Raw genomic sequence first — 22,059 nt, 5'->3', positions numbered from 1 at the left:
GGAGGCTTCGATGAGCATCTTCGATCATGTGCAGAACCGCTATGCCCGCACCCAGCAGGAAGAGATGACCCTGCAGGAGTATCTGGAACTCTGCCGGGAGCAGCCTTCGGCCTATGCCAACGCCGCCGAACGCATACTGGAGGCCATCGGCGAGCCCGAGGTGATCGATACGGCCAAGGATCCGCGGCTGGCGCGAATATTCTCGAACAAGGTGATCCGTCGTTATCCTGCCTTCGAGGAATTCTACGGCATGGAAGAGGCCATCGAGCAGATCGTCGCCTACTTCCGGCATGCCGCCCAGGGGCTGGAGGAGCGTAAACAGATCCTCTACTTGCTGGGGCCGGTCGGCGGCGGCAAGTCGTCGCTCGCCGAGCGCCTCAAGCTGCTGATGGAGCGGGTGCCCTTCTATGCCCTCAAGGGCTCGCCGGTGCAGGAGTCGCCGCTCGGCCTGTTCTCCCCCGAGGAGGACGGCGAGTTGCTGGAGAAGGAATACGGCATTCCCCGGCGCTGCCTGAAGAGCGTGATGTCGCCCTGGGCGGCCAAGCGTCTCCAGGAGTTCGGTGGCGACTTGTCCCAGTTCCGGGTCGTGCGTCTTTACCCGTCGCGGCTCAACCAGATCGCCATCTCCAAGACCGAGCCGGGCGACGAGAACAACCAGGATATCTCCTCGCTGGTCGGTAAGGTCGATATTCGCCAGCTTGAGCTCTACTCCCAGGACGACCCCGATGCCTACAGCTTCTCGGGCGGGCTGTGCAAGGCCAACCAGGGGTTGATGGAATTCGTCGAGATGTTCAAGGCGCCGATCAAGGTGCTGCATCCGCTGCTCACCGCCACCCAGGAGGCTAATTACAACCCCACCGAGGGCATGGGGGCGATTCCCTTCGACGGCATCATCCTGGCGCACTCCAACGAGAGCGAGTGGCAGACCTTCCGCAACAACCGCAACAACGAGGCCTTCCTCGATCGCGTCTACATCGTCAAGGTGCCGTATTGCCTGAGGGTCAGCGAGGAAATCAACATCTACAAGAAGCTGCTCGAGCATTCCTCGCTCAACGAGGCGCCGTGCGCGCCGGATACCCTGCGCATGCTGGCGCAGTTCTCGGTGCTCTCGCGGCTCAAGGAGCCGGAGAACTCCAGTATCTACTCCAAGATGCGCGTCTATGACGGCGAGAACCTCAAGGACACCGATCCCAAGGCCAAGTCGATCCAGGAGTATCGCGACAATGCCGGCGTGGACGAGGGGATGGACGGTCTCTCGACCCGTTTCGCCTTCAAGATCCTGTCCAAGGTGTTCAACTTCGACAACCACGAGGTGGCCGCCAACCCGGTGCACCTGCTCTACGTGCTCGAGCAGCGCCTCGAGCAGGAACAGTTGCCGCGCGAGACCTTCGAGCGTTATCTGCGCTATATCAAGGAGTTCCTGGCGCCGCGCTATGTGGACTTCATCGGCAAGGAGATCCAGACGGCCTATCTGGAGTCGTACTCCGAGTACGGTCAAAACATCTTCGATCGCTATGTCACCTATGCCGATTTCTGGATCCAGGATCAGGAATACCGCGATCCCGAGACCGGCGAGCTGTTCGATCGCCAGTCTCTCAACGAGGAACTGGAGAAGATCGAGAAGCCGGCGGGGATCTCCAATCCCAAGGATTTCCGTCACGAGGTGGTGAATTTCGTGCTCAGGGCCCGGGCCCAGAACAATGGCATGAACCCGAGCTGGCAGTCCTACGAGAAGCTGCGCGGGGTGATCGAACACAAGATGTTCGCCAACACCGAGGAGCTGCTGCCGGTGATCTCCTTCAACGCCAAGGCTTCGACGGCCGACCAGAAGAAGCACGAGGACTTCGTGGCGCGCATGGTCGACCGCGGCTACACCGAGAAGCAGGTACGGCTGCTCTCCGAGTGGTATCTGAGGGTGCGCAAGTCGCAGTAGCCTGAGCTACGAGCCGCGAGATGCGAGCTTTCAGTCACCGAGTTTCGAAGCTCGCCGCTCGCTTCTCGCTGCTTCAACGCTACGAACGGGGAAGGCGGTCTGGGCTGTCGTTCCCCGTGGTGAGCAGCGCCCAGAGGAGGTCAGCATGAGCTATTTCATCGACCGTCGGGCCAACGCCAAGAACAAGAGTGCGGTCAACCGCCAGCGGTTCCTCGATCGTTACCGCAGCCATATCAAGCGGTCCGTCGAGGAGGCGGTCAACCGCCGCTCCATCACCGACATGGGGCGTGGCGAAAAGGTCTCGATACCGACCCGCGACATTTCCGAGCCGGTGTTCCAGCACGGTCCCGGTGGGCGGCGCTCGATCATCGCACCGGGCAACAAGGAGTTCGTCGAGGGGGATCGGCTGCGGCGGCCCGGAGGCGGCGGCGGTGGTGATGGCGCCGGCGAGGGTGGTGCCTCGAACCAGGGCGAGGGCATGGACGAGTTCGCCTTCACCCTGACCCGCGAGGAGTTTCTGGATTTCGTCTTCGATGGCCTGGAACTGCCGCATATGGAGCGCAAGCCGCTGGTCGATCTCGACGAGGTCAAGCCGGTGCGCGCCGGCCTGACGCGGGACGGGGTGCCGGCGCGGATCAATATCGTGCGCTCCATGCGCGAGGCCCATGCCCGCCGCATCGCCATGCGTGGCCCGATCAAGCGCGCGCTGCGCGAGGCGCGCGAGGCACTGGAGGCTGAGGAGCGCAAGGACCCGGTGCTGCGCAACCCGGCGCGCATCAACGAGCTCAAGGCCGAGATCGAGCGTCTCGAGAAGCGCCTGGAGGCGGTGCCCTTCATCGATACCTATGATCTGCGCTACAACAATGTGATCAATCAGCCCCAGCCGTCCAGCAAGGCGGTGATGTTCTGCGTGATGGACGTCTCGGGGTCGATGACCCAGGCCCACAAGGACATCGCCAAGCGTTTCTTCCTGCTGCTCTACCTCTTCCTGGAGCGCAACTACGAGCGGGTCGAGCTGGTCTTCGTGCGTCACCATACCGCCGCCAAGGAAGTCGACGAGGAGGAGTTCTTCTATTCCCGGGAGACCGGCGGCACCATCGTCTCGAGCGCCCTGACGCTGGTCGACGAGATCATCGAGGCGCGCTATCCGCCGAGCCAGTGGAATCTCTACGTGGCCCAGGCTTCCGACGGCGACAATTGGGACGACGACTCCCTGACCTGCCGCGACCTGCTGGTGAAGTCGCTGATGCCGAGGCTGCAGTATTTCACCTATGTCGAGATCACCCCGCATGCCCACCAGGCGTTGTGGGAGGAATACGAGCGCGTGGAGGCCGAGTATGCCGACCGCTTCGCCATGCGCCAGATCGTCGAGGCCGGCGACATCTACCCGGTGTTCCGCGAGTTGTTCCGGCGTCGCGCCGCCCAGTCCTGAGGCGAGGCCAAGGAGGCAGCATGACCGTACGCAAGCCCATCGCCACCGGTTCCGACTGGAGCTTCGAGATCCTCACCGAGTTCGAAGAGGAAATCGCGCGTCTGGCCGATGAGTATCGACTGGACACCTATCCCAACCAGATCGAGATCATCACCACCGAGCAGATGATGGATGCCTATGCCAGTGTCGGCATGCCGGTGGGCTACCATCACTGGTCCTTCGGCAAGCAGTTCCTGGCCGTGGAGCAGGCCTATCGACGCGGCCAGATGGGGCTGGCCTATGAGCTGGTGATCAACTCCAACCCCTGCATCGCCTACCTGATGGAAGAAAATACCCTGATGATGCAGGTGCTGGTGATGGCTCACGCCTGCTACGGGCACAACTCCTTCTTCAAGGGCAACTACCTGTTCCGTACCTGGACCGATGCCGACTCCATCGTCGACTACCTGCTGTTCGCCCGTCGCTACATCGCCGAGTGCGAGGAGCGTTACGGCGTGACCGCCGTGGAACAGCTGCTGGATGCCTGCCATGCCCTGCAGAATCACGGGGTCGACCGCTACAAGCGGCCTTCGCCGATCTCTGCCGAGGAGGAGGAGCGTCGCCAGAAGGAGCGGGAAGCCTATCTCCAGGCACAGGTGAATACCCTGTGGCGCACGATTCCGGGGCGCATGCCGGAAGGTGACGGCTTGGGAGAGGGCGATGACGAGAACGATCCCCTGGGCCTGCATGCCGGTGGGCGTTACCCGCCGGAGCCTCAGGAGAACCTGCTCTACTTCATCGAGAAGAACGCGCCGCTGCTGGCGCCCTGGCAGCGCGAAGTGGTGCGCATCGTGCGCAAGCTGGCCCAGTATTTTTATCCGCAGCGCCAGACCCAGGTGATGAACGAGGGCTGGGCGACCTTCTGGCACTACACCCTGATGAACCGCATGTTCGACGATGGGGTGGTGGACGAAGGGCTGATGCTGGAGTTCCTCCAGTCGCACACCGCCGTGGTGCAGCAGCCGGCCTTCGACAGCCCGGCCTTCAATGGCATCAATCCCTATGCACTGGGATTCGCGATGTTCTCCGATATCCGGCGCATCTGCGAGGAGCCCACGGAGGAGGATCGCGCGTGGTTCCCGGACATTGCCGGCAGCGACTGGCGGGACACGCTGCACTTCGCCATGCGCAACTTCAAGGACGAATCCTTCGTCCAGCAGTTCCTGTCGCCCAAGGTGATTCGCGACCTCAAGCTGTTCAAGGTGGTGGATGACGACCAGGACGAGATGCTCGAGGTGGCCGCGATACACGACGAACGTGGCTATCGGCGCATTCGCGAGGCCCTGGCGGCCCAGTACGCCCTGTCGGTGCGCGAGCCCAATATTCAGGTCTATTCGGCGGACATTCGAGGCGATCGCTCGCTGACGCTGCGTCATGTCCAGGACAATCGGCGTCCCCTGGCGCGCAGCGTCTACCCGGTGATGCGTCACCTGCACCAGCTGTGGGGCTTCCCGGTCAAGCTGGAATCGATAGAGCAGGGCGAAGTGGTGCGTCGTTATCACTGGCCGCTGCCGGAGGGCGAGGACGCGCCCGAGTCTGGCTGATCGGGAGGCTCGACACTGCTATAATCGCCGCAGTCGCGGTGGTTCGCTCCATCGCGTGTCGTTCAGCCAAGGACAGCCGAGGAGTGCCCGATGCAGAATGCCGTGATCCTGATCAATGCCGAGAAGGGCAAGATCCAGTCGGTGGCCGAGCGCCTGGCGGATGTCGAGGGCATCAGCGAGGTCTTTTCCACCTGCGGTCGCTACGACCTGGTGGCCATCGCCCGCACTCGGGACTTCGAGAGCCTGGCCGAACTGGTGACCGGTCGCCTCGATGAAGTGGAAGGCATACGCGAGACCGAAACCCTCAACGCCATGCAGGTGCACTCCCGCCACGATCTCGAGACCATGTTCTCGCTCGGTTGGTAAGCCCGCTCGGCCGTCACGAGACGGCCTTTGTCCCTGACAGGAACGGATTCCCTGAATGTTTCGTCATACTTTCCTGCGCCGCATGATGCGGCGCGCCGGCATTGCCGTGCTGTTTGCGGCGGTCGGCAGCGGGCTCTGGTACATGCAGGAGCGCGAGGTGCGCGACCGGCTGAGCTGGATGGGCGTGCCGACCTGGTCGGAGCTGACGCCGCTGAGCCTGCATCGAGTGCTGCGTAACGATGGTTATCTGATCGGCTGGTCGGATGTGCGGGTGAGTCCGTTATGGGCGAGCTATACCCTGCGTGCGGTGGACAACCCCCAGGCAGGGGAGCGCCCCGGCTTTCAGCGCGACTGGCGTTCCCTTTGGCCGGTCACGCCGGATAGTTACTCGCACAGCGGCTATGACCGGGGGCACCTGGCGCCCAACTATGCCATCGCCGTCGTGCATGGCCGCGATGCTCAGCGCGATACCTTTCTGATGAGTAACATGACACCGCAGCGCCCGGACCTGAATCGTCGGCTATGGCAGCGCCTCGAGGAAGTGGTGATCGATCGCTTCGTGCCGCGTTTCGGTCGCTTGCAGGTCATCACCGGGCCGGTTTTCGACGACGACTTCCTGCAGGGTATGCTCGATCGCGTGGGGCTGGTGGAAGTACCGGAGGCCTTCTACAAGATCCTGGTGGTGCCGGGCGAGCAGCCGAGGGCCCTGGCCTTCGTGATGCCCCAGGACGTCAACGGCGACGAGCCCCTGGATCGCTTCGTGGTCAGCATCGACGAGATCGAGGCGCGCACCGGGCTGGATTTCTTTCCGCAGCTCTCGCCGTCGGCGGCCGAGGCACTGGAGGCCGGGGTGTCCACCGAGGGCTGGGGGCTCGAGGAAGTCGCGCGGTTGCCGGGGCGTTTCTGAACGGGCCGGGAATGACTTGCGTCGATGTGTGGCAGGGGCGCAAAAAATGGGCACAAAAAAACCGCGATCTGGATGTCGCGGTTTCCTGTGGGGCGTTCTGATAAAGGCTCTTGAAGCTACAGCTGCATGACGCGGGATGTGGTGCCCAGGAGAGGACTTGAACCTCCACGTCCGTAAGGACACTAGCACCTGAAGCTAGCGCGTCTACCAATTCCGCCACCTGGGCGCATCATGCATCGTCGTGTTCCGGGCATCGCTTGCGCGATTATGGTGCCCAGGAGAGGACTTGAACCTCCACGTCCGTAAGGACACTAGCACCTGAAGCTAGCGCGTCTACCAATTCCGCCACCTGGGCGAACACGAACGAATCGAGCTGATAAAGAGCAGGATACCCGAATCTCGGTCGACAGGGTATCGATGGTGCCCAGAAGAGGACTTGAACCTCCACGTCCGTAAGGACACTAGCACCTGAAGCTAGCGCGTCTACCAATTCCGCCATCTGGGCAAGTGGCGCGTATGTTACCGAATTCTGGCGATAATGCAAGCCCCATGTGCGTTGTCGGGTGCTGTCCGAGACGCACCGGTCTCTACAGTATGGTTGGGTGATGGACATGGCGGCGCTATACTGCCGCCCATGACACCATATTTCGATCGCAACAATGATTGCCCGCGGCACCCGCGCGTCACGCAACGCATGCCGTCCCCGACCCTGCCAAGGATGCTTTCCGCATGACCCACTGGACGCTCGAAGACGACGCGCACGCCAGTCGCGAGGCTCACAAGTACGATAAACCCGCTCCCAGCCGTGAATACCTGTTGGCGCGTCTGGAAGAATACGGCAAACCCATTACCCACGAAGCCATGAGCCAGATGCTGGGCCTCGAGGACGAGGATCTCCAGGAAGCCGTGCGGCGGCGTCTGGCAGCCATGGAACGCGATGGCCAGGTGCTGCGCAATCGCCGTGGCGCCTACGCCCTGATCGACAAGCTGGACCTGGTCAAGGGCAAGGTGCTCGGCCATCGTGACGGCTTCGGCTTTCTGCTGCGTGACGACGGCAAGAAGCCCGACCTGGTGATACCGCCGCGCCAGATGCGCCGCGTCTTCCATGCCGACCATGTGCTGGTGCGCGTCAGCGGTCGCGACCGGCGGGGGCGTGATGAAGCGACCATCGTCGAGGTGCTGGCGCGCAATACCCAGACCATCGTCGGCGTGTATCGCCAGAACACGCCCGAGTTCGGGGTGCTGATTCCCGAGAACTCGCGCATCACTCAGGAAGTGATCATCCCGCATAACGCCAATGGCGGTGCACAGGATGGCCAGGTGGTCTCGGCGAACATCGTCAAGCAGCCTGCCACCCGAGTGCAGCCGGTCGGCGAGGTCAGCGAGGTGCTCGGCGAGCGCATGGATCCCGGCATGGAAATCGACATCGCCCTGCGCAGCTACGAGATTCCCTCGGAGTTTCCCCCGGAGGTGCTGGACCAGATCGCCAGCATGTCCGACGAGGTTGCCGAGGACGACAAGCAGCAGCGGATCGACCTGCGCGACTATCCGCTGGTGACCATCGACGACGAGTCCGCCAAGGACTTCGATGATGCCGTCTGCGCCTGGAAGACCAAGTCCGGGAGCTGGAAGCTGCTGGTGGCCATCGCCGACGTTTCCCATTATGTGCGTCCGGGCAGCCCCCTGGATCAGGAAGCCATCTCCCGGGGCAACTCGGTGTACTTCCCGGGGCAAGTAGTACCGATGCTGCCGGAGCTGCTCTCCAATGGCTTGTGCTCACTGAACCCCGATGTCGACCGCCTGGCGCTGGTCTGCGAGATGAACATCTCCAAGACGGGCGCTATCAGCCGCTATCGCTTCTTCGAGGCGGTCTTCCGCTCGCATGCCCGACTGACCTACAACAAGGTCTCCTCGATCCTCGAGGACGAGGGCGAAGAAGGCGATGCGCTGCGCGAGGAATATCGCGAGCTGGTGCCCTCGCTGAAGAACCTGCATTCGCTCTACAAGCTGCTGCGCCAGGCGCGCGAGGAGCGGGGCGCCATCGACTTCGAGACCACCGAGACCGCCATCGTCTTCAACGACGAGCGCAAGATCGAGAAGATCGTGCCGCGTTCCCGCAATGACGCCCACAAGATCATCGAGGAATGCATGCTGGCGGCCAACGTCGCCACCGCCCGTTTCCTCGACAAGCACGACCTGCCGGCGCTGTACCGTATCCACGAGCGACCCTCGCCGGAGCGGCTCGACAAGCTGCGCCTGTTCCTGGCCGAACTCGGCCTGTCCCTGGGCGGCGGCGACGAACCGACGCCACAGGATTACCGGGACCTGGCTGAAGCGATCAAGGGGCGCGATGACGCCGACATCATCCAGACGGTGATGCTGCGTTCCATGAGCCAGGCCGTCTATTCGCCCCAGAACGAGGGGCACTTCGGCCTGGCCTATCCGGCCTATGCGCACTTCACCTCGCCGATCCGCCGGTATCCGGACCTGCTCGTGCACCGTGCCATCCGCTCGGTGATCCGCGGGCCGCGTCAGACGAACACCGTGCTGCGAGCCGAGAATCCCCCGGTGGAGCCGCCCAGCAAGTGGTGCCCCTATACCTTCGAGCAGATGCTGGAGCTGGGCGAGCACTGCTCGATGACCGAGCGCCGCGCCGACGACGCCACGCGCGACGTGGAAGGCTGGCTCAAGTGCGAGTTCATGTCCGACAAGCTCGGTGAGGTCTATGACGGCACCATCGCCTCGGTGACCCAGTTCGGCATCTTCGTGCGCCTCGACGAGGTCTATGTCGAAGGGCTGGTGCACGTCACCTCGCTGCCTTCCGACTATTATCACTACGAGCCGGAAAAGCACCGCCTCAAGGGCGAGCGCAGCGGCATGAGCTATCGGCTCGGCGACGGTGTGAGCGTCCAGGTGGCTCGGGTCGATCTGGACGACCGCAAGATCGATTTCGAACTGGCCGACGAAAAGCCGCGCCCGCGCCGCGCGCCCAAGCGCCGCTCCAAGCGCAATGACGCCACCGACAAGCCGAAGGCCCCGTCACATGCCAAGGGCGGCGACGGCGGCAAGAGTGCCGGTGACGGCAAGAGTGGCAAGGCCTCCGAGGGCAGCAACAGCGAAGAGGGCAGTGGCAAGAAACGCCGCCGCCGTGGTTCGCGTCGCCGCTGAGTGGCGATGCCTCTTCCCGCGACGAGATCTTTCTCATGAGCAAGCAATCCCACCGCCGAGGGCCCAAGGCCCCCGGCGGGCTAGATGCGGTATACGGCGTTCATGCCGTGCGTGCGCTGATCGAGCGTGGCGAGATGCCGCGCGAACTCTGGGTGCAGGATGGGGACGCCTCCGAGCGTCTGGCCGAGTTGGTCGCGCTCGCCCGCAAAGGTAACGCCAAGGTGGTGAACCAACCGCGCGACACCCTCGATCGGCTCGCTCAGGGGGCCGTGCACCAGGGCGTGGTGGCCTTCTGCCCGCCGTTGGCCTTCGAGGCCGAGGCATCGTTGTGGCATCGGCTCCAGGGCTGGTCGGTCGAGGCGGCGCCGTTGTTGCTGGTGCTCGATGGCATCACCGATGTGCACAACTTCGGGGCCTGCCTGCGCAGCGCCGATGCCGCCGGTGCCCATGGCGTGGTGGTGCCCAAGGACCGGGCCGCGCCGCTCAACGCCACGGTACGCAAGGTGGCCTGCGGCGCCGCCGAGAGCGTGCCGGTCTATCGGGTGACCAATCTGGCGCGTTCGCTCGCGCGAATGAAGGAATTGGGCGTCTGGGTGACCGGGACCGCCGGCGAGGCCGAGGCGTCCGTTTATGATGCCGATTTCACCGGGGCCACGGCGCTGGTGATGGGCGCCGAAGGCAAGGGCATGCGCCGGCTGACCCGGGAAGCCTGCGATGGCTTGGTCAAGTTGCCCATGGCGGGGCAGGTGGCCAGCCTCAACGTTTCGGTGGCCACCGGCATCTGCCTGTTCGAGGCGGTGCGGCAGCGAGCCGCTAGCGGCAAGTCGCGGGCCTCGAGCGAAAAATAATCCAGGTATCGGGGCCGGGGCAGGCCTGTCCGCAGCCCATCCTTGCGCGTGTCCCGCGCAGTCTATAGAATACTTGCGCCCGTTCGTCCTGCGAGCGGGCATCGTATATTCGAGAATCACCTCCTTGCTTCCCCTGGGGTGCACAACGCCTCCACCGGAAGCTGCCAAACCGCAAGGAGAATCCATGCGTCATTACGAGATCGTCTTCATGGTCCACCCGGACCAGAGCGAGCAGGTCCCCGCGATGGTCGAGCGCTATACCGGCATCGTCACCGAGAACGGCGGAACCGTGCATCGTCTCGAAGATTGGGGCCGCCGCCACATGGCCTACCCGATCAACAAGATCCACAAGGCTCACTACGTGCTGATGAACGTCGAGTGCAGCGGCGAGACGCTCGAGGAAATCGAGAACATCTTCCGCTTCAACGATGCCATCATTCGCAGCCTGGTGGTGCGCTGCAAGGAAGCCATCACCGAAGCTTCACCGATGATGAAGCCGGCCGAGGACAAGCGCGCGCGTCGCGACGAAAAGCCGCGCACCGCCGAGTCCGCCTGAGCCCAACCGTCGCACGTTTGAAGGAGTCTTCACATGGCACGCTTTTTCCGTCGCCGCAAGTTCTGCCGTTTCACCGCTGAAGGCGTGAAGCAGATCGATTACAAGGATCTGGACACGCTCAAGGCCTACGTCACCGAGACCGGCAAGATCGTTCCCAGCCGTATCACCGGTACCAAGGCTCGCTACCAGCGTCAGCTGTCCACCGCCATCAAGCGGGCACGCTACCTGGCTCTGCTGCCTTACACCGATAGCCACCAGTAAGCTGCCGACCCGATGCTGCCTGTCGCTCGATGGCTGATGCAGGGCCTGCCCCAGGCAATGATCGGGGCAGCCGTCGGCACTCTGGTGCCCTGGCTGTTCTGGCTTGGGGCCGCCATTGCGGCACTGGTCACGCTGCGCAGGGGGCTGTCGTCGGCTCTGCCGGTGATCGTCGCCGCCGCCTTGCCGGCGGGATGGTGGTGGAGCCAGGGGGACGTGATTCCCCTGTCCAGCGTCCTGCTGGTGACGCTCATGGCGGTGGTGCTGCGCTCCCGGATGCGCTGGAGCGAGGCTCTGATCGTCGGAGCCCTGGGAGGGGCGCTGATGATTCAGTCGGGGATCTTCCTGCCTCCTGGCGGCGTCGAGCCCTTGCTGGAGCAATTGCGCCAGGGCGCGCCGGAGATCTCGGCGATGCTCGACGACATGGCCAGCCAGGGCGTGGATACCAGCCGACTCGCCAATCTGCTGATCGGCGGTGTCACCGGCCTGGTGGTGCTGCTGGTGTCAGTGGGGTGTCTGGCGCTGGCCAGGGCCTGGCAGGCCGGGCTCTACAACCCTGGCGGCTTTCGCGAGGAGTTTCACGCTCTGCGGCTGGCGCCGCGCGAGTTGCTGGTGCTGCTCGTGGTCGGCGTAGTCGGCGTGGTGCTCAACCTGCCCGGGCTGGGCATGCTGGTCTGGGTTCCGCTGCTGGTGGCCGGTATCGCGTTGGTACACGGTTTTATTGGATTGAAGGGAATGCATGGGCTGTGGTTGGGCATCTTCTATGTGCTGCTGATCTTCACCTGGCCCATGATTCTCATCGTGCTGCTCGTGGCCCTGCTGGATTCGTTCGCGAATTTCCGTGCGCGACTCGGCCGCGGCAACTGACAAGAGGTTAACGAGATGGAAGTCATTCTGCTCGACAAGATTGGCAAGCTGGGCGGCCTGGGTGACCAGGTCAACGTCAAGCCCGGTTATGGCCGCAACTACCTGGTGCCCTACGGCCTTGCCGTGCCGGCCACCAAGGACAACATCGCAGCGTTCGAAGCCCAGCGCGCCGAGCTCGAGGCCGAAGCGGCCGAGCGCAAGGCCGAGGCCGAGGCCCGCGCCGAACAGCTCAACGACATCGAACTGTCGCTGGTCGCCAAGAGCGGTGACGAAGGCAAGCTGTTCGGTTCCATTGGTCCGCGGGATCTGGCCGAGGCGATCTCCTCTGCCGGCATCGAAGTGGCCAAGAGCGAAGTTCGCATGCCGCAGGGACCGATTCGCCAGACCGGCGAATACGACATCGAACTGCACCTGCATGCCGAAGTCGACGCCACTGTGCGCATCGTGGTCGTGGGCGAGTAAGCCCGACCGGCGACGTCCACGTGGATGTCCAGGGGGCGCGAGGGCTATCCTCGCGCCCCTTTTTTTGATCGTTTGTTGATCGTTTGCGTGTCACCTCCCGGGCGTGGGGTCATCTATCCCCTTCGGGTAGAATGGTGGCGCCGATTTCGCCAAGGGCCCTCGCTGTCATGAATGAATCCCTCGAGCTCGACAAGGAAACCGCGGCGCTCAAGGTGCCGCCTCATTCGCTGGAGGCCGAACAGTCGGTGCTCGGCGGCCTGATGCTCGATAACGCCGCCTGGGACAATGTCGCCGATCGGCTGGTGGCGGATGATTTCTACCGTTACGAACATCGCCTGATCTTCAACGTCATGGGCCAGCTTGCCGAGGAAGCTCGTCCCATGGACGTGGTGACGCTGTCGGAGGCGCTGGAAGGTCGCGACCAGCTTGATACCGTGGGCGGCCTGGCCTATCTGGCGGAGCTGGCGCGCAATACGCCTTCGGCGAGCAATATCCGCGCCTATGCCGATATCGTTCGCGAGCGGGCCACCCTGCGCAAGCTGATCCGCGCCGCCAATCAGGTGGCGGAAAGTGCCTTCGCGCCTCAGGGGCGTCCTGCCGACGAGCTCGTCAACGAGGCCGAGCGACTGGTCTTCCAGATCAGCGAGGAAAGGCCCAAGTCCGGTGGTCCCATCGGCATGAGCGATCTGCTGGCCAAGGCCGTGGACCGTATCGACGAGCTGTTCAACATGCAGGGCGAGATGACCGGTCTGTCCACCGGCTTCCGTGATCTCGACGACATGACGTCCGGCCTGCAGCCGTCCGACCTGGTGATCATTGCCGGACGACCCTCGATGGGCAAGACCACCTTCGCCATGAACCTGGTCGAGCATGCGGTGATTTCCAGCGACCAGCCGGTGATGGTGTTCTCCATGGAGATGCCCGCGGAGGCATTGATGCTGAGGATGCTGTCGTCCCTCGGACGCATCGACCAGACACGGGTGCGTACCGGCCAGCTGGAGGACGAGGACTGGCCACGGCTCACCTCGGCGGTGAACCTGCTCAAGGACAAGAAGCTGTTCATCGACGACACGGCGGCTTTGTCACCCAACGAGATGCGCTCGCGCATCCGGCGGGTGGTGCGCGAGCACGGCAACCTGTCGTTGATCATGATCGACTACCTGCAGTTGATGCAGATTCCCGGCTACTCCGAGAATCGCACCGGCGAGATCTCGGAGATATCGCGCTCGATGAAGGGCCTGGCCAAGGAATTCGGTTGTCCGGTGGTGTGTCTCTCCCAGCTCAACCGCTCCCTGGAGCAGCGGCCCAACAAACGTCCGGTGATGTCGGACCTGCGCGAGTCGGGCGCCATCGAGCAGGATGCCGATATCATCGGTTTCGTTTACCGCGATGAGGTCTACAATCCGGATAACCCGGACAATCAGGGGCTGGCGGAATTCATCATCGGCAAGCAGCGTAATGGTCCCATCGGTACGGTGCACATGGCCTTCATCGGCAAGTACACACGCTTCGAGGATCTCGCACCCGACAGCTATGGAGGCGATTTCGGCGAATGAGTCGCGACGCTTGAGCCGGCGGGCGAGCCCCGTATAATCCGACCCCCCAACAGCATACTGGAGGAGCACCATGGCAGGCGGATTCCGACGCGGCAACCGTCGCCGCGCCCCGAAGCTCGAGGCGCGTGGCGAACTGCAATCGGTGGAACGGGAAGGGCCATTCAAGGAATGGCTGGGCATGCCCGATCTGTATCGTTATCAACTGGTCGTGGATGGCGAGCACTACAGCTATCAGACCGAGGATGCCGAACTGCCCGTCGCGGTCGGCGACCGGGTGGTGCTGCGCTACAAGGAGACCAAGGCCGGCAATTGGGTCGACCGCAATTCTCTGGGCAAGGCCATCGATCCCTCGGAGTACCAGTAGCGGAACCCCTGAGCCCGCCATCAGTCACACAGGCGACACGGATCGGTCATCCGGATGTCATGCGACATCCTCAGTCTGGAGCCGATCCACTCAAGCCGACTCCCTGATGGAGGGACTCATGGACCTCAACGACCTCAAGGCCTTCGTGGCCCGGCACGACAATTTCGAAATCCGCGTGATCGGTCATGCGGGCAACCGTTTCTACCAGGTGGAACTCGAAGACGTGGAAGGGCAGCGCCACATGCTGACCCGTGCCGGCAAGCCGGTGCTGTTCCGGACGCTGGACGATGTCTATCTGGAACTCAAGCGCGCCGACATTCATCGCGCCTACCTGGTGGAACAGGCACCCGAGGACGAGATGATCGGCCACCGGGCCCGATATCGCGATCCATTGAACGCACGCATGCCGCTGGCCTTCTGAGCCGACCCGGCAACCATCCGTATCATCCCGCCCATTCTGATTTCCTGACCACTACATTCGGCTCCGACCCTGACGAGCCGATATTTTCTCTCCCGCCATTTCCCGCATGAATGGACGTCCAGCTCGAATGGACGCAATGACCGTCGGGCCGCCGGTACATGGGCCGCGACGGACCCCGCTGTTGTACTGCCGTCGGAGAACTGGATCGGGATTGCCGGGCAGGACTTTTTCTTGGTCAAATCTTGTACAAATTGGTTTGATAGTATAACTCTATTCCGCCGCTCGAGGCGCCGATGGTATCCTTGTGGTCCGCCCATGGCCCGCAACAGGAGACTTCGACATGGCAGCTTCCGAGGAAATGGCGCCCCTGCATCAGGTGCCTGACGGGCATCCCGAGCCGGTAGGCGGCAAGGTCGGTGTGGTACTGGCCAATCTCGGAACCCCGGACGCGACCGACTACTGGTCGGTGCGGCGCTATCTGAGTGAATTTCTCTCCGATCGTCGTGTCGTCGACTATTCGCCCTGGTTGTGGCAGCCGCTGCTGCAACTGGTGATCCTCAGCCGCCGTCCCTTTGCCTCTGGCAAGGCCTATCGTGGTATCTGGAACCGGGAACGGGACGAAAGTCCCTTGCTGACCATTACCCGCGAGCAGACCGACAAGCTCGCCGTGGAACTCGAGCGTGTCTATGGGGAGCGGGTCGAAGTGGCGTTCTGCATGCGCTACGGCAATCCGTCGACCGAGAGCGTGCTGAAACGCTTGCAGGCCAATGGCTGTGAGCGAATCCTGTTCTTTCCGCTGTACCCGCAGTACGGCTCGCCGACGACCGCAACGGCCAATGACCAGGCCTTCCGGACCCTGATGAAGCTCAAGTGGCAGCCGGCGATCCGGACCGTGCCGGCCTATTTCGAGCATCCGGCCTACCTCGAGGCCCTGAGCGCCTCGGTGCGTGAAGCCTATGCTGCCGCCACGACCCGTCCCGAGGTACTGGTGGCCTCCTACCATGGCGTCCCCAAGCGCTTTCTCGAAGAAGGCGACCCCTACTACTGCCATTGCCGCAAGACCACGAGGCTGTTGCAGGAACAACTGGGGCTGGATGACGATGCCATCGTCACTACCTTCCAGTCGAAGTTCGGGCCCGAGGAGTGGGTCGGGCCCGCCACCGTGGAGCATGTCGCCGAGCTGGCCCGGCAGGGTATCCGGCACATTGCCGTGGTGTCACCGGCCTTCTCCGCCGACTGCGTGGAGACCCTGGAGGAGATCGAAGAGGAAATTCGCGGCGCCTTTCTCGATGCCGGTGGCGAGACCTTCACCTATGTGCCGTGCCTCAATGCGCGCGATGACCATATCCAGGCGCTGACGGCCATCGTCGAACGGGAGCTTGCCGGCTGGCTCTGAGCCGGCAGTGCATGCCCCGCTAGTTCGCTAGTCGTGTCCGGCATCGGGATGGTGCGGCACCGGCTTCTTCCCGACTTCCTCGTCCCGCAACTCGGCCGGTTGGCCCTGGGTCTTGTCCACATGCTTGAGCTGCTGGTGCAGGCCCGTCTTGGCCAGCAGGTGAGCGCTGACGGGCGCGGTGATGAACAGGAACAGGGTGATCAGCAATTCCTGGACCACGGGATAGTTGTCGATGATGCCGAAGTACAGCATCGAGGCCACCAGGATGCAGCCGATGCCCATGGTGGTGGCCTTGGTCGGGCCATGCAGGCGCATGTAGAAGTCCCGCAGGTGGGTCATGCCCAGCGAGCCGATGAAGATGAAGGCGCCGCCGGCGATCAGAAAGAATGAAATCACGCCTTCTAGGATCACATAGATCGACATGGTGGCTTGCTCCCGCTATTCGATGATGTCGCCGCGCAACAGATACTTGCACACGGCCACGGTACTGATGAAACCGAGCATGGCGATCAGCAATGCGGCCTCGAAGTACGTCTTGGTATTGAGCCACAGCCCCATCAGCACGATCAGTGCAATGGAGTTCACGTACATGGTGTCCAGCGCCAGGATGCGGTCCGGCATGTCGGGGCCGACCGACAGGCGATAGGTGTTGAGCAGAATGGCGACCAGCACCAGGGCCAGGCTGATCTTCAGCGCGATGTCTAGCATTCGTAGATCTCCTTGAGCGGTCGCTCGTAGCGCTCGCGGATCTGTTCGATGAGCGCTTCGTCATCATCCACGTCCAGCGCGTGGATCAGCAGGGTCTTGCCATCCATGCGCAGGTTGGCCGAGACCGTCCCCGGCGTGAGGCTGATGGTGTTGGCCAGCAGGGTAATGGTGAAGCGCTCCTGCAGCATCAGCGGATATTCCACGAAGTGCGGGCGCGTGCGTCGCCAGGGGTTGATGATCAACCAGGCGACATGGAAGTTGGCGATGATGATATCGCCCAGCACGCGGAGCACGAAGCGCAGCAGCAGGCCAGGACGACGAACGCTCGGCTGGACGTCCCAGAAGCGGTAGGTGTACAGCGGGATGGCCACCGCCAGGGCACTGCCCAGCAGGATATGGCCCGGCGACAGGCTGCGCACCATCAGCAGCCAGACCACCAGCAGCAGCAACGACAACAGGGGAATGGGGAGCCAGCGTCTCGGCTTGATCATGGGGCGCCTCCGTTGTCGGGCAATAATGCGCTCACCAGAGCATCGGGGTTGGCCAGCTGGTCGGCGGTGGCCCGGGTGTAGTCGCTGACCGGTCCGGCCAGGGCCACCAGCAGTGGTGAGGTGGCGAGCAGCAGGGTCACGCCTATCCATTGTTGGCGCGGGAGCCTGTCTCCGCCCGGTTCACCTTCGTTGCTGCGCCAGAACAGCGTCGATCCCGCCCGGGAAAGGGCGATGATGGCGCACAGGCCACTGATCAGCAGGATGGGCCAGAGCCAGGGGCGTTGCCCGGCATCGGCGGCATGCATCAACAGTGCCTTGCCGATGGCGCCGGACAGCGGGGGCAGGCCGGCCACGGCGGAGGCACCGAGGAAGAACAGCCCTGCCAGGGCCCCGCCCTGGACCAGGGGGCGGCCCTTGACGATGCGGGTGCCGGCCTTGCCGCGCTGCTGGCCGATCATGTCTGCCAGCAGGAAGAGACCGCCGGTCACCAGGGTGGTATGCACCAGGTAATAGAGCAGCGAGGCGGTGGCCTCGGGCGTGTCCATGCCGACCCCGGCGAGCAGGGTGCCGGCGGATACCAGGACGAGATAGGCGACCAGCAGGCGCAGGTCACGGGCCGCCAGCACGCCGATGGTGGCAGCGACCAGGGTGGCGAGTGCCAGCCACCATACCCAGGGTTGCTCGAGGGAGGCGAGCTCGCCGGCCTGCTGGCCGAAGATCAGTGAGTAGACCCGCAGGATGGCATAGACACCGACCTTGGTCATGATGGCGAACAGCGCCGCCACCGGTGCCGGTGCGGCGGCATAGGCGCGCGGCAGCCAGAAGTAGAGTGGCAGGATGGCGGCCTTCAGGCCGAATACCACCAGCAGCAGCAGGGCGCCGGCGGTGACCAGTCCGCTGCGTTCGGCGGGCAACTCGCCCAGACGTGCTGCCATGTCGGCCATGTTGAGGGTACCGGTGGCGCCATAGAGCACGCCCACGGCGATCAGGAACAGCGCCGAGCCGGCCAGGTTGAGCACCACGTAATGCACGGCCGACTGGATGCGCGACTTGCCGCCGCCGTGCAGCAGCAGGGCATAGGAGGCCAGCAGCAGCACCTCGAAGAAGACGAAGAGGTTGAACAGGTCGCCGGTCAGGAAGGCGCCGTTGATGCCCATCAACTGGAGCTGGAAGAGCCCGTGGAAATTGCTGCCCTTCTCGTCGTCCCCTCCACAGGCGAAGATCACGCAACCGATCGCCAACACCGAGGTGAGCATCACCATCAGGGCCGAGAGCCGGTCGAGCACCAGCACGATGCCGAAGGGAGGCTGCCAGCCGCCGAGGGCGTAGTAGGCGATCTCGCCATCGGCGGCACGCAGCAGCAAGGCCAGTGAGATGGCGGCGAGTGCCAGGGTGGCGATGACGCTCGCGATACGCTTGAAACGCGAGCTGCCGAAGCGCGAGCGCAGCAGCACGATGCCCACGATGAGCGGCAGGACGATGGGCAGGACGATCAGATGCTGTATCACCGACGCGTCTCCTCTCGATCCTCATGCTTGCGGCCATCGACATGATCATTGCCCATGTCGCCCCGGGCGCGCATGGCCAGGATGACCGCGAAGGCAGTCATGGCGAAGCCGATGACGATGGCGGTCAGCACCAGGGCCTGGGGGAGCGGATCGGCATAGCTGCCTTCGCCGTTGACGACGGCAGCGCCGTCGGTGGTCAGTCCGCCCATGGAGAACAGGAAGAGGTTGACCGCATAGGACAACAGGGTCAGACCGACCACTACGGGGAAGGTCCTGCCCCGTAGTGTCAGATAGAGGCCACAGGCGCTGAGCACGCCGGTGGTGATGGCATAGAGGCTTTCCATCAACTCGTCTCCTCGCTGGGGGCAGCGGTGCCGCTGTCCTTGGTCGGTCGGTGGGGTGTGGTCAGCTTGCCGAGGTTGGCCAGGATCATCAGCGTGGCGCCGACCACGGCCAGGTAGACACCGAGATCGAAGATCATGGCGGTGGCCAGTTCGAAATCGCCGATCACCGGCAGATGGAAGTGTCCGAATGACGACGTCAGGAAGGGTTGGCCGAACAGCCAACTGCCGACGCCGGTCAGGGTGGCCAGGCCGACCCCGGTGATGGCGACGGGCTGGTACTGGAAGTCGAGACGCGCCTGGGCCCACTCCACGCCTCGGGCCATGTAGAGCAGGATCAGCGCCACGGCGGTGATCAGGCCGGCGATGAAGCCGCCGCCGGGCAGGTTGTGGCCGCGCAGGAAGATGAATACCGAGACCAGCAGGGCCAGGGGCAGCAAGGCCTGGGAGATGGTGGTCAGGATCATCGGATAACGATCCGGTGACCAGAGCCGGCCCTCGGAATCGCTGTGCGGCATGAACAGGCGCAGGCGGTTGAGCAGCTTCAGGATGGCCAGGCCGGCGATGGCCAGTACGGTGATCTCGCCCAGGGTATCGAAGCCGCGGAAGTCGACCAGGATGACGTTGACCACGTTATGGCCGCCGCCGCCGGGCACGCTGTTGTCGATGAAAAAGCCGGATATGCTGGCGTTGTCGCGGGTCAGGACGGCGTAATTGAGGCTGGCGATGACCGTGCCCAGCAGGGAGGCCAGCACGCCATCGCGCAGATTGCGCGGCATCGAGGATTCCCGCGGCGTCTTCTGGGGCAGGAAGAACAGTGCCAGCATCAGCAGGATCATGGTCACCACTTCCACCGAGAGCTGGGTCAGGGCCAGGTCGGGAGCGGAGAAACGGGCGAAGGTCAGCGAGACCAGCAGCCCCACCATCGACAGCATCAGCAGCGATATCAGGCGATAGCGATGGGTGGCGACCGTGGCAATGCCGCTGAACATCAGCAGAATGGCACCGGTCAGCAGCACGCCGTCGACCTCGCCGGTGGGCTGGTCCCCGGCCAGGTCCGGCATCATGAACAGCCCCAGACCGGCCAGTACCAGTGCGGTACACAGCAGCAGGCTCATGTAGCGCTGTAGAGAGGCGTTGTCGAAGCGCCCGAGCAGTGTCTCGGCATGGCGGCCGACGTACTGGACCGAGCCTTCGAACACCTGGCGCGCATCCACCGGCTTGAAGCCCTTGTGGAAGCGCCGCAGGTAACGATGCCCCAGATAGGTGCCGACGCCGGCGACCAGGGCGATCACGCTCATCAGCAGTGGCAGGTTGACGCCGTGCCAGATGGCCAGGTGGAACTCCATGGGTTCGCCGAGCACCGCCCGGGTGGCCAGGTCGAGCAAACCGCCGGCCAGCGGCGAGGGCAGCACCCCCACCAGGATGCAGAGTACCGCCAGCAGTTCGACTGGCGCCCGCATCAGGCGAGGCGGCTCGTGAGGTGACTTGGGCGGTGCCTCACGGGCGGGCTTGAAGAAGACCGCATACACCAGGCGCAGCGAGTAGGCCACCGAGAGGATGCCGCCCAGCGTGGCCAGCACCGGCAGTAACCAGCTGATCCCACCGAGCATGCTGGCTTCGGTGGAGCTGGTGAAGAACATCTCCTTGGAGATGAAGCCGTTGAGCAAGGGAACCCCGGCCATGGCCGCCGCGAGGATCGAGGTCAGCAGGGCGGTGACCGGCATGGCCCGGCGCAGACCGCCGAGGCGTGACAGTTCCCGGGTGCCGGCCTCGTGATCGATGATCCCCGAACTCATGAACAGCGCCGCCTTGAAGGTGGCGTGATTGAGAATGTGGAACAGCGCGGCCAGTACCGCCATGGGCGTGCCGATGCCCAGCAGGGCGGTGATCAGGCCCAGGTGACTGACCGTGGAAAAGGCCAGGATACCCTTGAGATCGGTCTTCAATAGCGCGAACCAGGCGCCGTAGACCAGCGTCGTCATGCCGACCAGGGTGACCACCAGGGTCCAGAGCTCGCTGCCGGCGATGGCCGGGTGGAGGCGGGCCATCAACAGGATTCCCGCCTTGACCATGGTGGCGGAGTGCAGATAGGCCGAGACCGGCGTGGGCGCGGCCATGGCATGGGGCAGCCAGAAGTGGAAGGGGAACTGGGCCGACTTGGCGAAGGCACCGAGCAGTATCAGGCCCAGAGCCAGTGGGTAGCGGTCATCGGCCAGGATGATGTCGCCACTGGCCAGTACCCGGTTCATGTCGAAGCTGCCGACCATGTCGCCGAGCAGCAGCAGCCCGGCCAGCAGGGCCAGGCCACCGGCGCCGGTGACCGCCAGTGCCATGCGTGCGCCCTTGCGGGCATCGCTGCGGTGCGACCAGAAGCCGATCAGCAGGAAGGACGACAGACTGGTGAGCTCCCAGAACATCCACAGCAGCAGCAGGTTGTCGGCCATGGCGATGCCGACCATGGAGGCCATGAACAGGATCAGATAAGCATAGAAGCGCCCGTAGGGTTCCTCTGGCGCCAGGTAGTAATGGGCATAGAGCAGGATCAGCAGGCCAATGCCCAGGATCAGCAGGTTGAAGAGCACCGACAGGCCATCCAGCCTGAAGGCGAATTCCATCCCCAATGCAGGTACCCAGTCGACAGCGAAACGCAGTGTCTCGCCATCGGCGAGCGCGGGAATCTGTGCCAGGGTCAGCAACAGGGCCACGGCCGGCAGCAGCGCCGTTATCAGCGAGCAGGCCGGGCGCTTGAGACGTGCACCGAACGCCGGTACCAGCACGCCGAGAAGGGGAAGCAGCGCTATCCAGAGCAATGTCATCGATCGGTCATCCTGCGCGTTTGCGTGAGGCCAAGGGTTCTGTCCCCGAGGGAACGATCGACGACAAGCGCAGGG

General features: G+C 63.7%; 21 protein-coding genes and 3 tRNA genes. 15 read left to right on the top strand and 9 right to left on the bottom strand.

Translation table 11 applies throughout. The annotated features are described in order from the left end of the window. Positions 1 to 10: 10 nt before the first annotated feature. From HELO_RS13915 to HELO_RS13895, 5 genes are all read left to right on the top strand, one after another. Positions 11 to 1,933, top strand: coding sequence for a PrkA family serine protein kinase (locus HELO_RS13915; RefSeq protein WP_013333289.1), 1,923 nt, complete (start codon positions 11 to 13; stop codon positions 1,931 to 1,933). Positions 1,934 to 2,078: 145 nt separating this feature from the next. Next, positions 2,079 to 3,365 (top strand): YeaH/YhbH family protein, encoded by a 1,287-nt coding sequence (locus HELO_RS13910; protein ID WP_013333288.1) that lies wholly within the window; start codon positions 2,079 to 2,081, stop codon positions 3,363 to 3,365. A 20-nt stretch (positions 3,366 to 3,385) separates the two neighbouring features. After that, entirely contained in the window at positions 3,386 to 4,948 is a 1,563-nt protein-coding gene (locus tag HELO_RS13905; protein WP_013333287.1) for a SpoVR family protein, read from the top strand. Between the two features lie 90 nt (positions 4,949 to 5,038). Next, complete coding sequence (locus tag HELO_RS13900; protein WP_013333286.1) at positions 5,039 to 5,314, top strand: Lrp/AsnC family transcriptional regulator; 276 nt, start codon at positions 5,039 to 5,041, stop codon at positions 5,312 to 5,314. Between the two features lie 55 nt (positions 5,315 to 5,369). Then, entirely contained in the window at positions 5,370 to 6,221 is an 852-nt protein-coding gene (locus HELO_RS13895; RefSeq protein ID WP_013333285.1) for a DNA/RNA non-specific endonuclease, read from the top strand. Positions 6,222 to 6,360: 139 nt separating this feature from the next. Here HELO_RS13895 and HELO_RS13890 read toward each other — a convergent pair. The 3 genes from HELO_RS13890 to HELO_RS13880 all read right to left on the bottom strand — a co-directional run bounded on the left by HELO_RS13890 (position 6,361) and on the right by HELO_RS13880 (position 6,726). Beyond that, positions 6,361 to 6,447, bottom strand: a tRNA-Leu gene (locus HELO_RS13890). Positions 6,448 to 6,489: 42 nt separating this feature from the next. Then, positions 6,490 to 6,576 (bottom strand) — tRNA-Leu (locus HELO_RS13885). Positions 6,577 to 6,639: 63 nt separating this feature from the next. After that, positions 6,640 to 6,726, bottom strand: a tRNA-Leu gene (locus tag HELO_RS13880). A gap of 224 nt (positions 6,727 to 6,950) precedes the next feature. Here HELO_RS13880 and rnr point away from each other — a divergent pair. The 10 genes from rnr to hemH all read left to right on the top strand — a co-directional run bounded on the left by rnr (position 6,951) and on the right by hemH (position 16,117). Continuing rightward, positions 6,951 to 9,389, top strand: a complete 2,439-nt coding sequence (gene rnr, locus HELO_RS13875) for a ribonuclease R (RefSeq protein WP_013333284.1) — start codon at positions 6,951 to 6,953, stop codon at positions 9,387 to 9,389. Positions 9,390 to 9,424: 35 nt separating this feature from the next. Continuing rightward, positions 9,425 to 10,237, top strand: a complete 813-nt coding sequence (rlmB, locus tag HELO_RS13870; protein ID WP_013333283.1) for a 23S rRNA (guanosine(2251)-2'-O)-methyltransferase RlmB — start codon at positions 9,425 to 9,427, stop codon at positions 10,235 to 10,237. Between the two features lie 184 nt (positions 10,238 to 10,421). After that, positions 10,422 to 10,793: a 30S ribosomal protein S6 gene (gene rpsF, locus HELO_RS13865; RefSeq protein ID WP_013333282.1), complete on the top strand. Its 372-nt coding sequence runs from the start codon at positions 10,422 to 10,424 to the stop codon at positions 10,791 to 10,793. A 33-nt stretch (positions 10,794 to 10,826) separates the two neighbouring features. Further along, a complete protein-coding gene (rpsR, locus tag HELO_RS13860) occupies positions 10,827 to 11,054 on the top strand; it encodes a 30S ribosomal protein S18 (protein ID WP_013333281.1) in 228 nt (75 codons plus the stop codon). 12 nt (positions 11,055 to 11,066) lie between these two features. Next, positions 11,067 to 11,918, top strand: a complete 852-nt coding sequence (locus HELO_RS13855; protein ID WP_013333280.1) for a hypothetical protein — start codon at positions 11,067 to 11,069, stop codon at positions 11,916 to 11,918. Between the two features lie 15 nt (positions 11,919 to 11,933). Further along, positions 11,934 to 12,380 carry a 50S ribosomal protein L9 gene (gene rplI, locus HELO_RS13850; RefSeq protein WP_013333279.1) on the top strand — a complete coding sequence of 149 codons (447 nt, stop codon included), beginning with the start codon at positions 11,934 to 11,936 and terminating at the stop codon, positions 12,378 to 12,380. 167 nt (positions 12,381 to 12,547) lie between these two features. Further along, complete coding sequence (gene dnaB, locus HELO_RS13845; RefSeq protein ID WP_013333278.1) at positions 12,548 to 13,936, top strand: replicative DNA helicase; 1,389 nt, start codon at positions 12,548 to 12,550, stop codon at positions 13,934 to 13,936. A 70-nt stretch (positions 13,937 to 14,006) separates the two neighbouring features. Beyond that, positions 14,007 to 14,300 (top strand): hypothetical protein, encoded by a 294-nt coding sequence (locus HELO_RS13840; protein ID WP_013333277.1) that lies wholly within the window; start codon positions 14,007 to 14,009, stop codon positions 14,298 to 14,300. Positions 14,301 to 14,418: 118 nt separating this feature from the next. Next, complete coding sequence (locus HELO_RS13835; protein ID WP_041602153.1) at positions 14,419 to 14,721, top strand: DUF6482 family protein; 303 nt, start codon at positions 14,419 to 14,421, stop codon at positions 14,719 to 14,721. 340 nt (positions 14,722 to 15,061) lie between these two features. After that, complete coding sequence (gene hemH / locus HELO_RS13830; protein ID WP_013333276.1) at positions 15,062 to 16,117, top strand: ferrochelatase; 1,056 nt, start codon at positions 15,062 to 15,064, stop codon at positions 16,115 to 16,117. Positions 16,118 to 16,144: 27 nt separating this feature from the next. Here the strand turns inward: hemH and HELO_RS13825 are convergent, their stop codons facing one another. The 6 genes from HELO_RS13825 to HELO_RS13800 are packed head-to-tail and all read right to left on the bottom strand — an operon-like array spanning position 16,145 to position 21,984. Continuing rightward, positions 16,145 to 16,540, bottom strand: a complete 396-nt coding sequence (locus tag HELO_RS13825) for a Na+/H+ antiporter subunit G (protein WP_013333275.1) — start codon at positions 16,538 to 16,540, stop codon at positions 16,145 to 16,147. Between the two features lie 15 nt (positions 16,541 to 16,555). Next, positions 16,556 to 16,825, bottom strand: a complete 270-nt coding sequence (locus HELO_RS13820; RefSeq protein ID WP_013333274.1) for a K+/H+ antiporter subunit F — start codon at positions 16,823 to 16,825, stop codon at positions 16,556 to 16,558. Beyond that, positions 16,819 to 17,316, bottom strand: a complete 498-nt coding sequence (locus HELO_RS13815) for a Na+/H+ antiporter subunit E (RefSeq protein WP_013333273.1) — start codon at positions 17,314 to 17,316, stop codon at positions 16,819 to 16,821. The genes HELO_RS13820 and HELO_RS13815 overlap by 7 nt, the downstream gene beginning before the upstream one ends. Then, a complete protein-coding gene (locus HELO_RS13810; protein WP_013333272.1) occupies positions 17,313 to 18,824 on the bottom strand; it encodes a monovalent cation/H+ antiporter subunit D in 1,512 nt (503 codons plus the stop codon). Before HELO_RS13810 ends, HELO_RS13815 begins: the two co-directional genes overlap by 4 nt. Beyond that, a complete protein-coding gene (locus HELO_RS13805; RefSeq protein ID WP_013333271.1) occupies positions 18,821 to 19,168 on the bottom strand; it encodes a Na+/H+ antiporter subunit C in 348 nt (115 codons plus the stop codon). The genes HELO_RS13810 and HELO_RS13805 overlap by 4 nt, the downstream gene beginning before the upstream one ends. Beyond that, complete coding sequence (locus HELO_RS13800) at positions 19,168 to 21,984, bottom strand: monovalent cation/H+ antiporter subunit A (protein ID WP_013333270.1); 2,817 nt, start codon at positions 21,982 to 21,984, stop codon at positions 19,168 to 19,170. The genes HELO_RS13805 and HELO_RS13800 overlap by 1 nt, the downstream gene beginning before the upstream one ends. Between the last annotated feature and the right edge of the window lie 75 nt (positions 21,985 to 22,059).

This window comes from Halomonas elongata DSM 2581 (assembly GCF_000196875.2).
Taxonomy (GTDB): domain Bacteria; phylum Pseudomonadota; class Gammaproteobacteria; order Pseudomonadales; family Halomonadaceae; genus Halomonas; species Halomonas elongata.
Note: the sequence above shows the minus strand (reverse complement) of the source record. Positions and strands in the feature narration are given on the sequence as shown.

What these genes read in the sequence shown, in the direction of transcription:
- HELO_RS13915 (WP_013333289.1), top strand. Translation starts at nt 11, where the DNA reads ATGAGCATCTTCGATCATGTGCAGAACCGCTATGCCCGCACCCAGCAG.
- dnaB (WP_013333278.1), top strand. Translation starts at nt 12,548, where the DNA reads ATGAATGAATCCCTCGAGCTCGACAAGGAAACCGCGGCGCTCAAGGTG.
- rplI (WP_013333279.1), top strand. Translation starts at nt 11,934, where the DNA reads ATGGAAGTCATTCTGCTCGACAAGATTGGCAAGCTGGGCGGCCTGGGT.
- HELO_RS13800 (WP_013333270.1), bottom strand. Translation starts at nt 21,984, where the DNA reads ATGACATTGCTCTGGATAGCGCTGCTTCCCCTTCTCGGCGTGCTGGTA.
- HELO_RS13835 (WP_041602153.1), top strand. Translation starts at nt 14,419, where the DNA reads ATGGACCTCAACGACCTCAAGGCCTTCGTGGCCCGGCACGACAATTTC.
- rpsF (WP_013333282.1), top strand. Translation starts at nt 10,422, where the DNA reads ATGCGTCATTACGAGATCGTCTTCATGGTCCACCCGGACCAGAGCGAG.
- HELO_RS13910 (WP_013333288.1), top strand. Translation starts at nt 2,079, where the DNA reads ATGAGCTATTTCATCGACCGTCGGGCCAACGCCAAGAACAAGAGTGCG.
- HELO_RS13825 (WP_013333275.1), bottom strand. Translation starts at nt 16,540, where the DNA reads ATGTCGATCTATGTGATCCTAGAAGGCGTGATTTCATTCTTTCTGATC.
- HELO_RS13900 (WP_013333286.1), top strand. Translation starts at nt 5,039, where the DNA reads ATGCAGAATGCCGTGATCCTGATCAATGCCGAGAAGGGCAAGATCCAG.
- HELO_RS13805 (WP_013333271.1), bottom strand. Translation starts at nt 19,168, where the DNA reads ATGGAAAGCCTCTATGCCATCACCACCGGCGTGCTCAGCGCCTGTGGC.
- HELO_RS13855 (WP_013333280.1), top strand. Translation starts at nt 11,067, where the DNA reads ATGCTGCCTGTCGCTCGATGGCTGATGCAGGGCCTGCCCCAGGCAATG.
- rnr (WP_013333284.1), top strand. Translation starts at nt 6,951, where the DNA reads ATGACCCACTGGACGCTCGAAGACGACGCGCACGCCAGTCGCGAGGCT.
- HELO_RS13840 (WP_013333277.1), top strand. Translation starts at nt 14,007, where the DNA reads ATGGCAGGCGGATTCCGACGCGGCAACCGTCGCCGCGCCCCGAAGCTC.
- HELO_RS13820 (WP_013333274.1), bottom strand. Translation starts at nt 16,825, where the DNA reads ATGCTAGACATCGCGCTGAAGATCAGCCTGGCCCTGGTGCTGGTCGCC.
- hemH (WP_013333276.1), top strand. Translation starts at nt 15,062, where the DNA reads ATGGCAGCTTCCGAGGAAATGGCGCCCCTGCATCAGGTGCCTGACGGG.
- HELO_RS13895 (WP_013333285.1), top strand. Translation starts at nt 5,370, where the DNA reads ATGTTTCGTCATACTTTCCTGCGCCGCATGATGCGGCGCGCCGGCATT.
- HELO_RS13905 (WP_013333287.1), top strand. Translation starts at nt 3,386, where the DNA reads ATGACCGTACGCAAGCCCATCGCCACCGGTTCCGACTGGAGCTTCGAG.
- rlmB (WP_013333283.1), top strand. Translation starts at nt 9,425, where the DNA reads ATGAGCAAGCAATCCCACCGCCGAGGGCCCAAGGCCCCCGGCGGGCTA.
- HELO_RS13815 (WP_013333273.1), bottom strand. Translation starts at nt 17,316, where the DNA reads ATGATCAAGCCGAGACGCTGGCTCCCCATTCCCCTGTTGTCGTTGCTG.
- rpsR (WP_013333281.1), top strand. Translation starts at nt 10,827, where the DNA reads ATGGCACGCTTTTTCCGTCGCCGCAAGTTCTGCCGTTTCACCGCTGAA.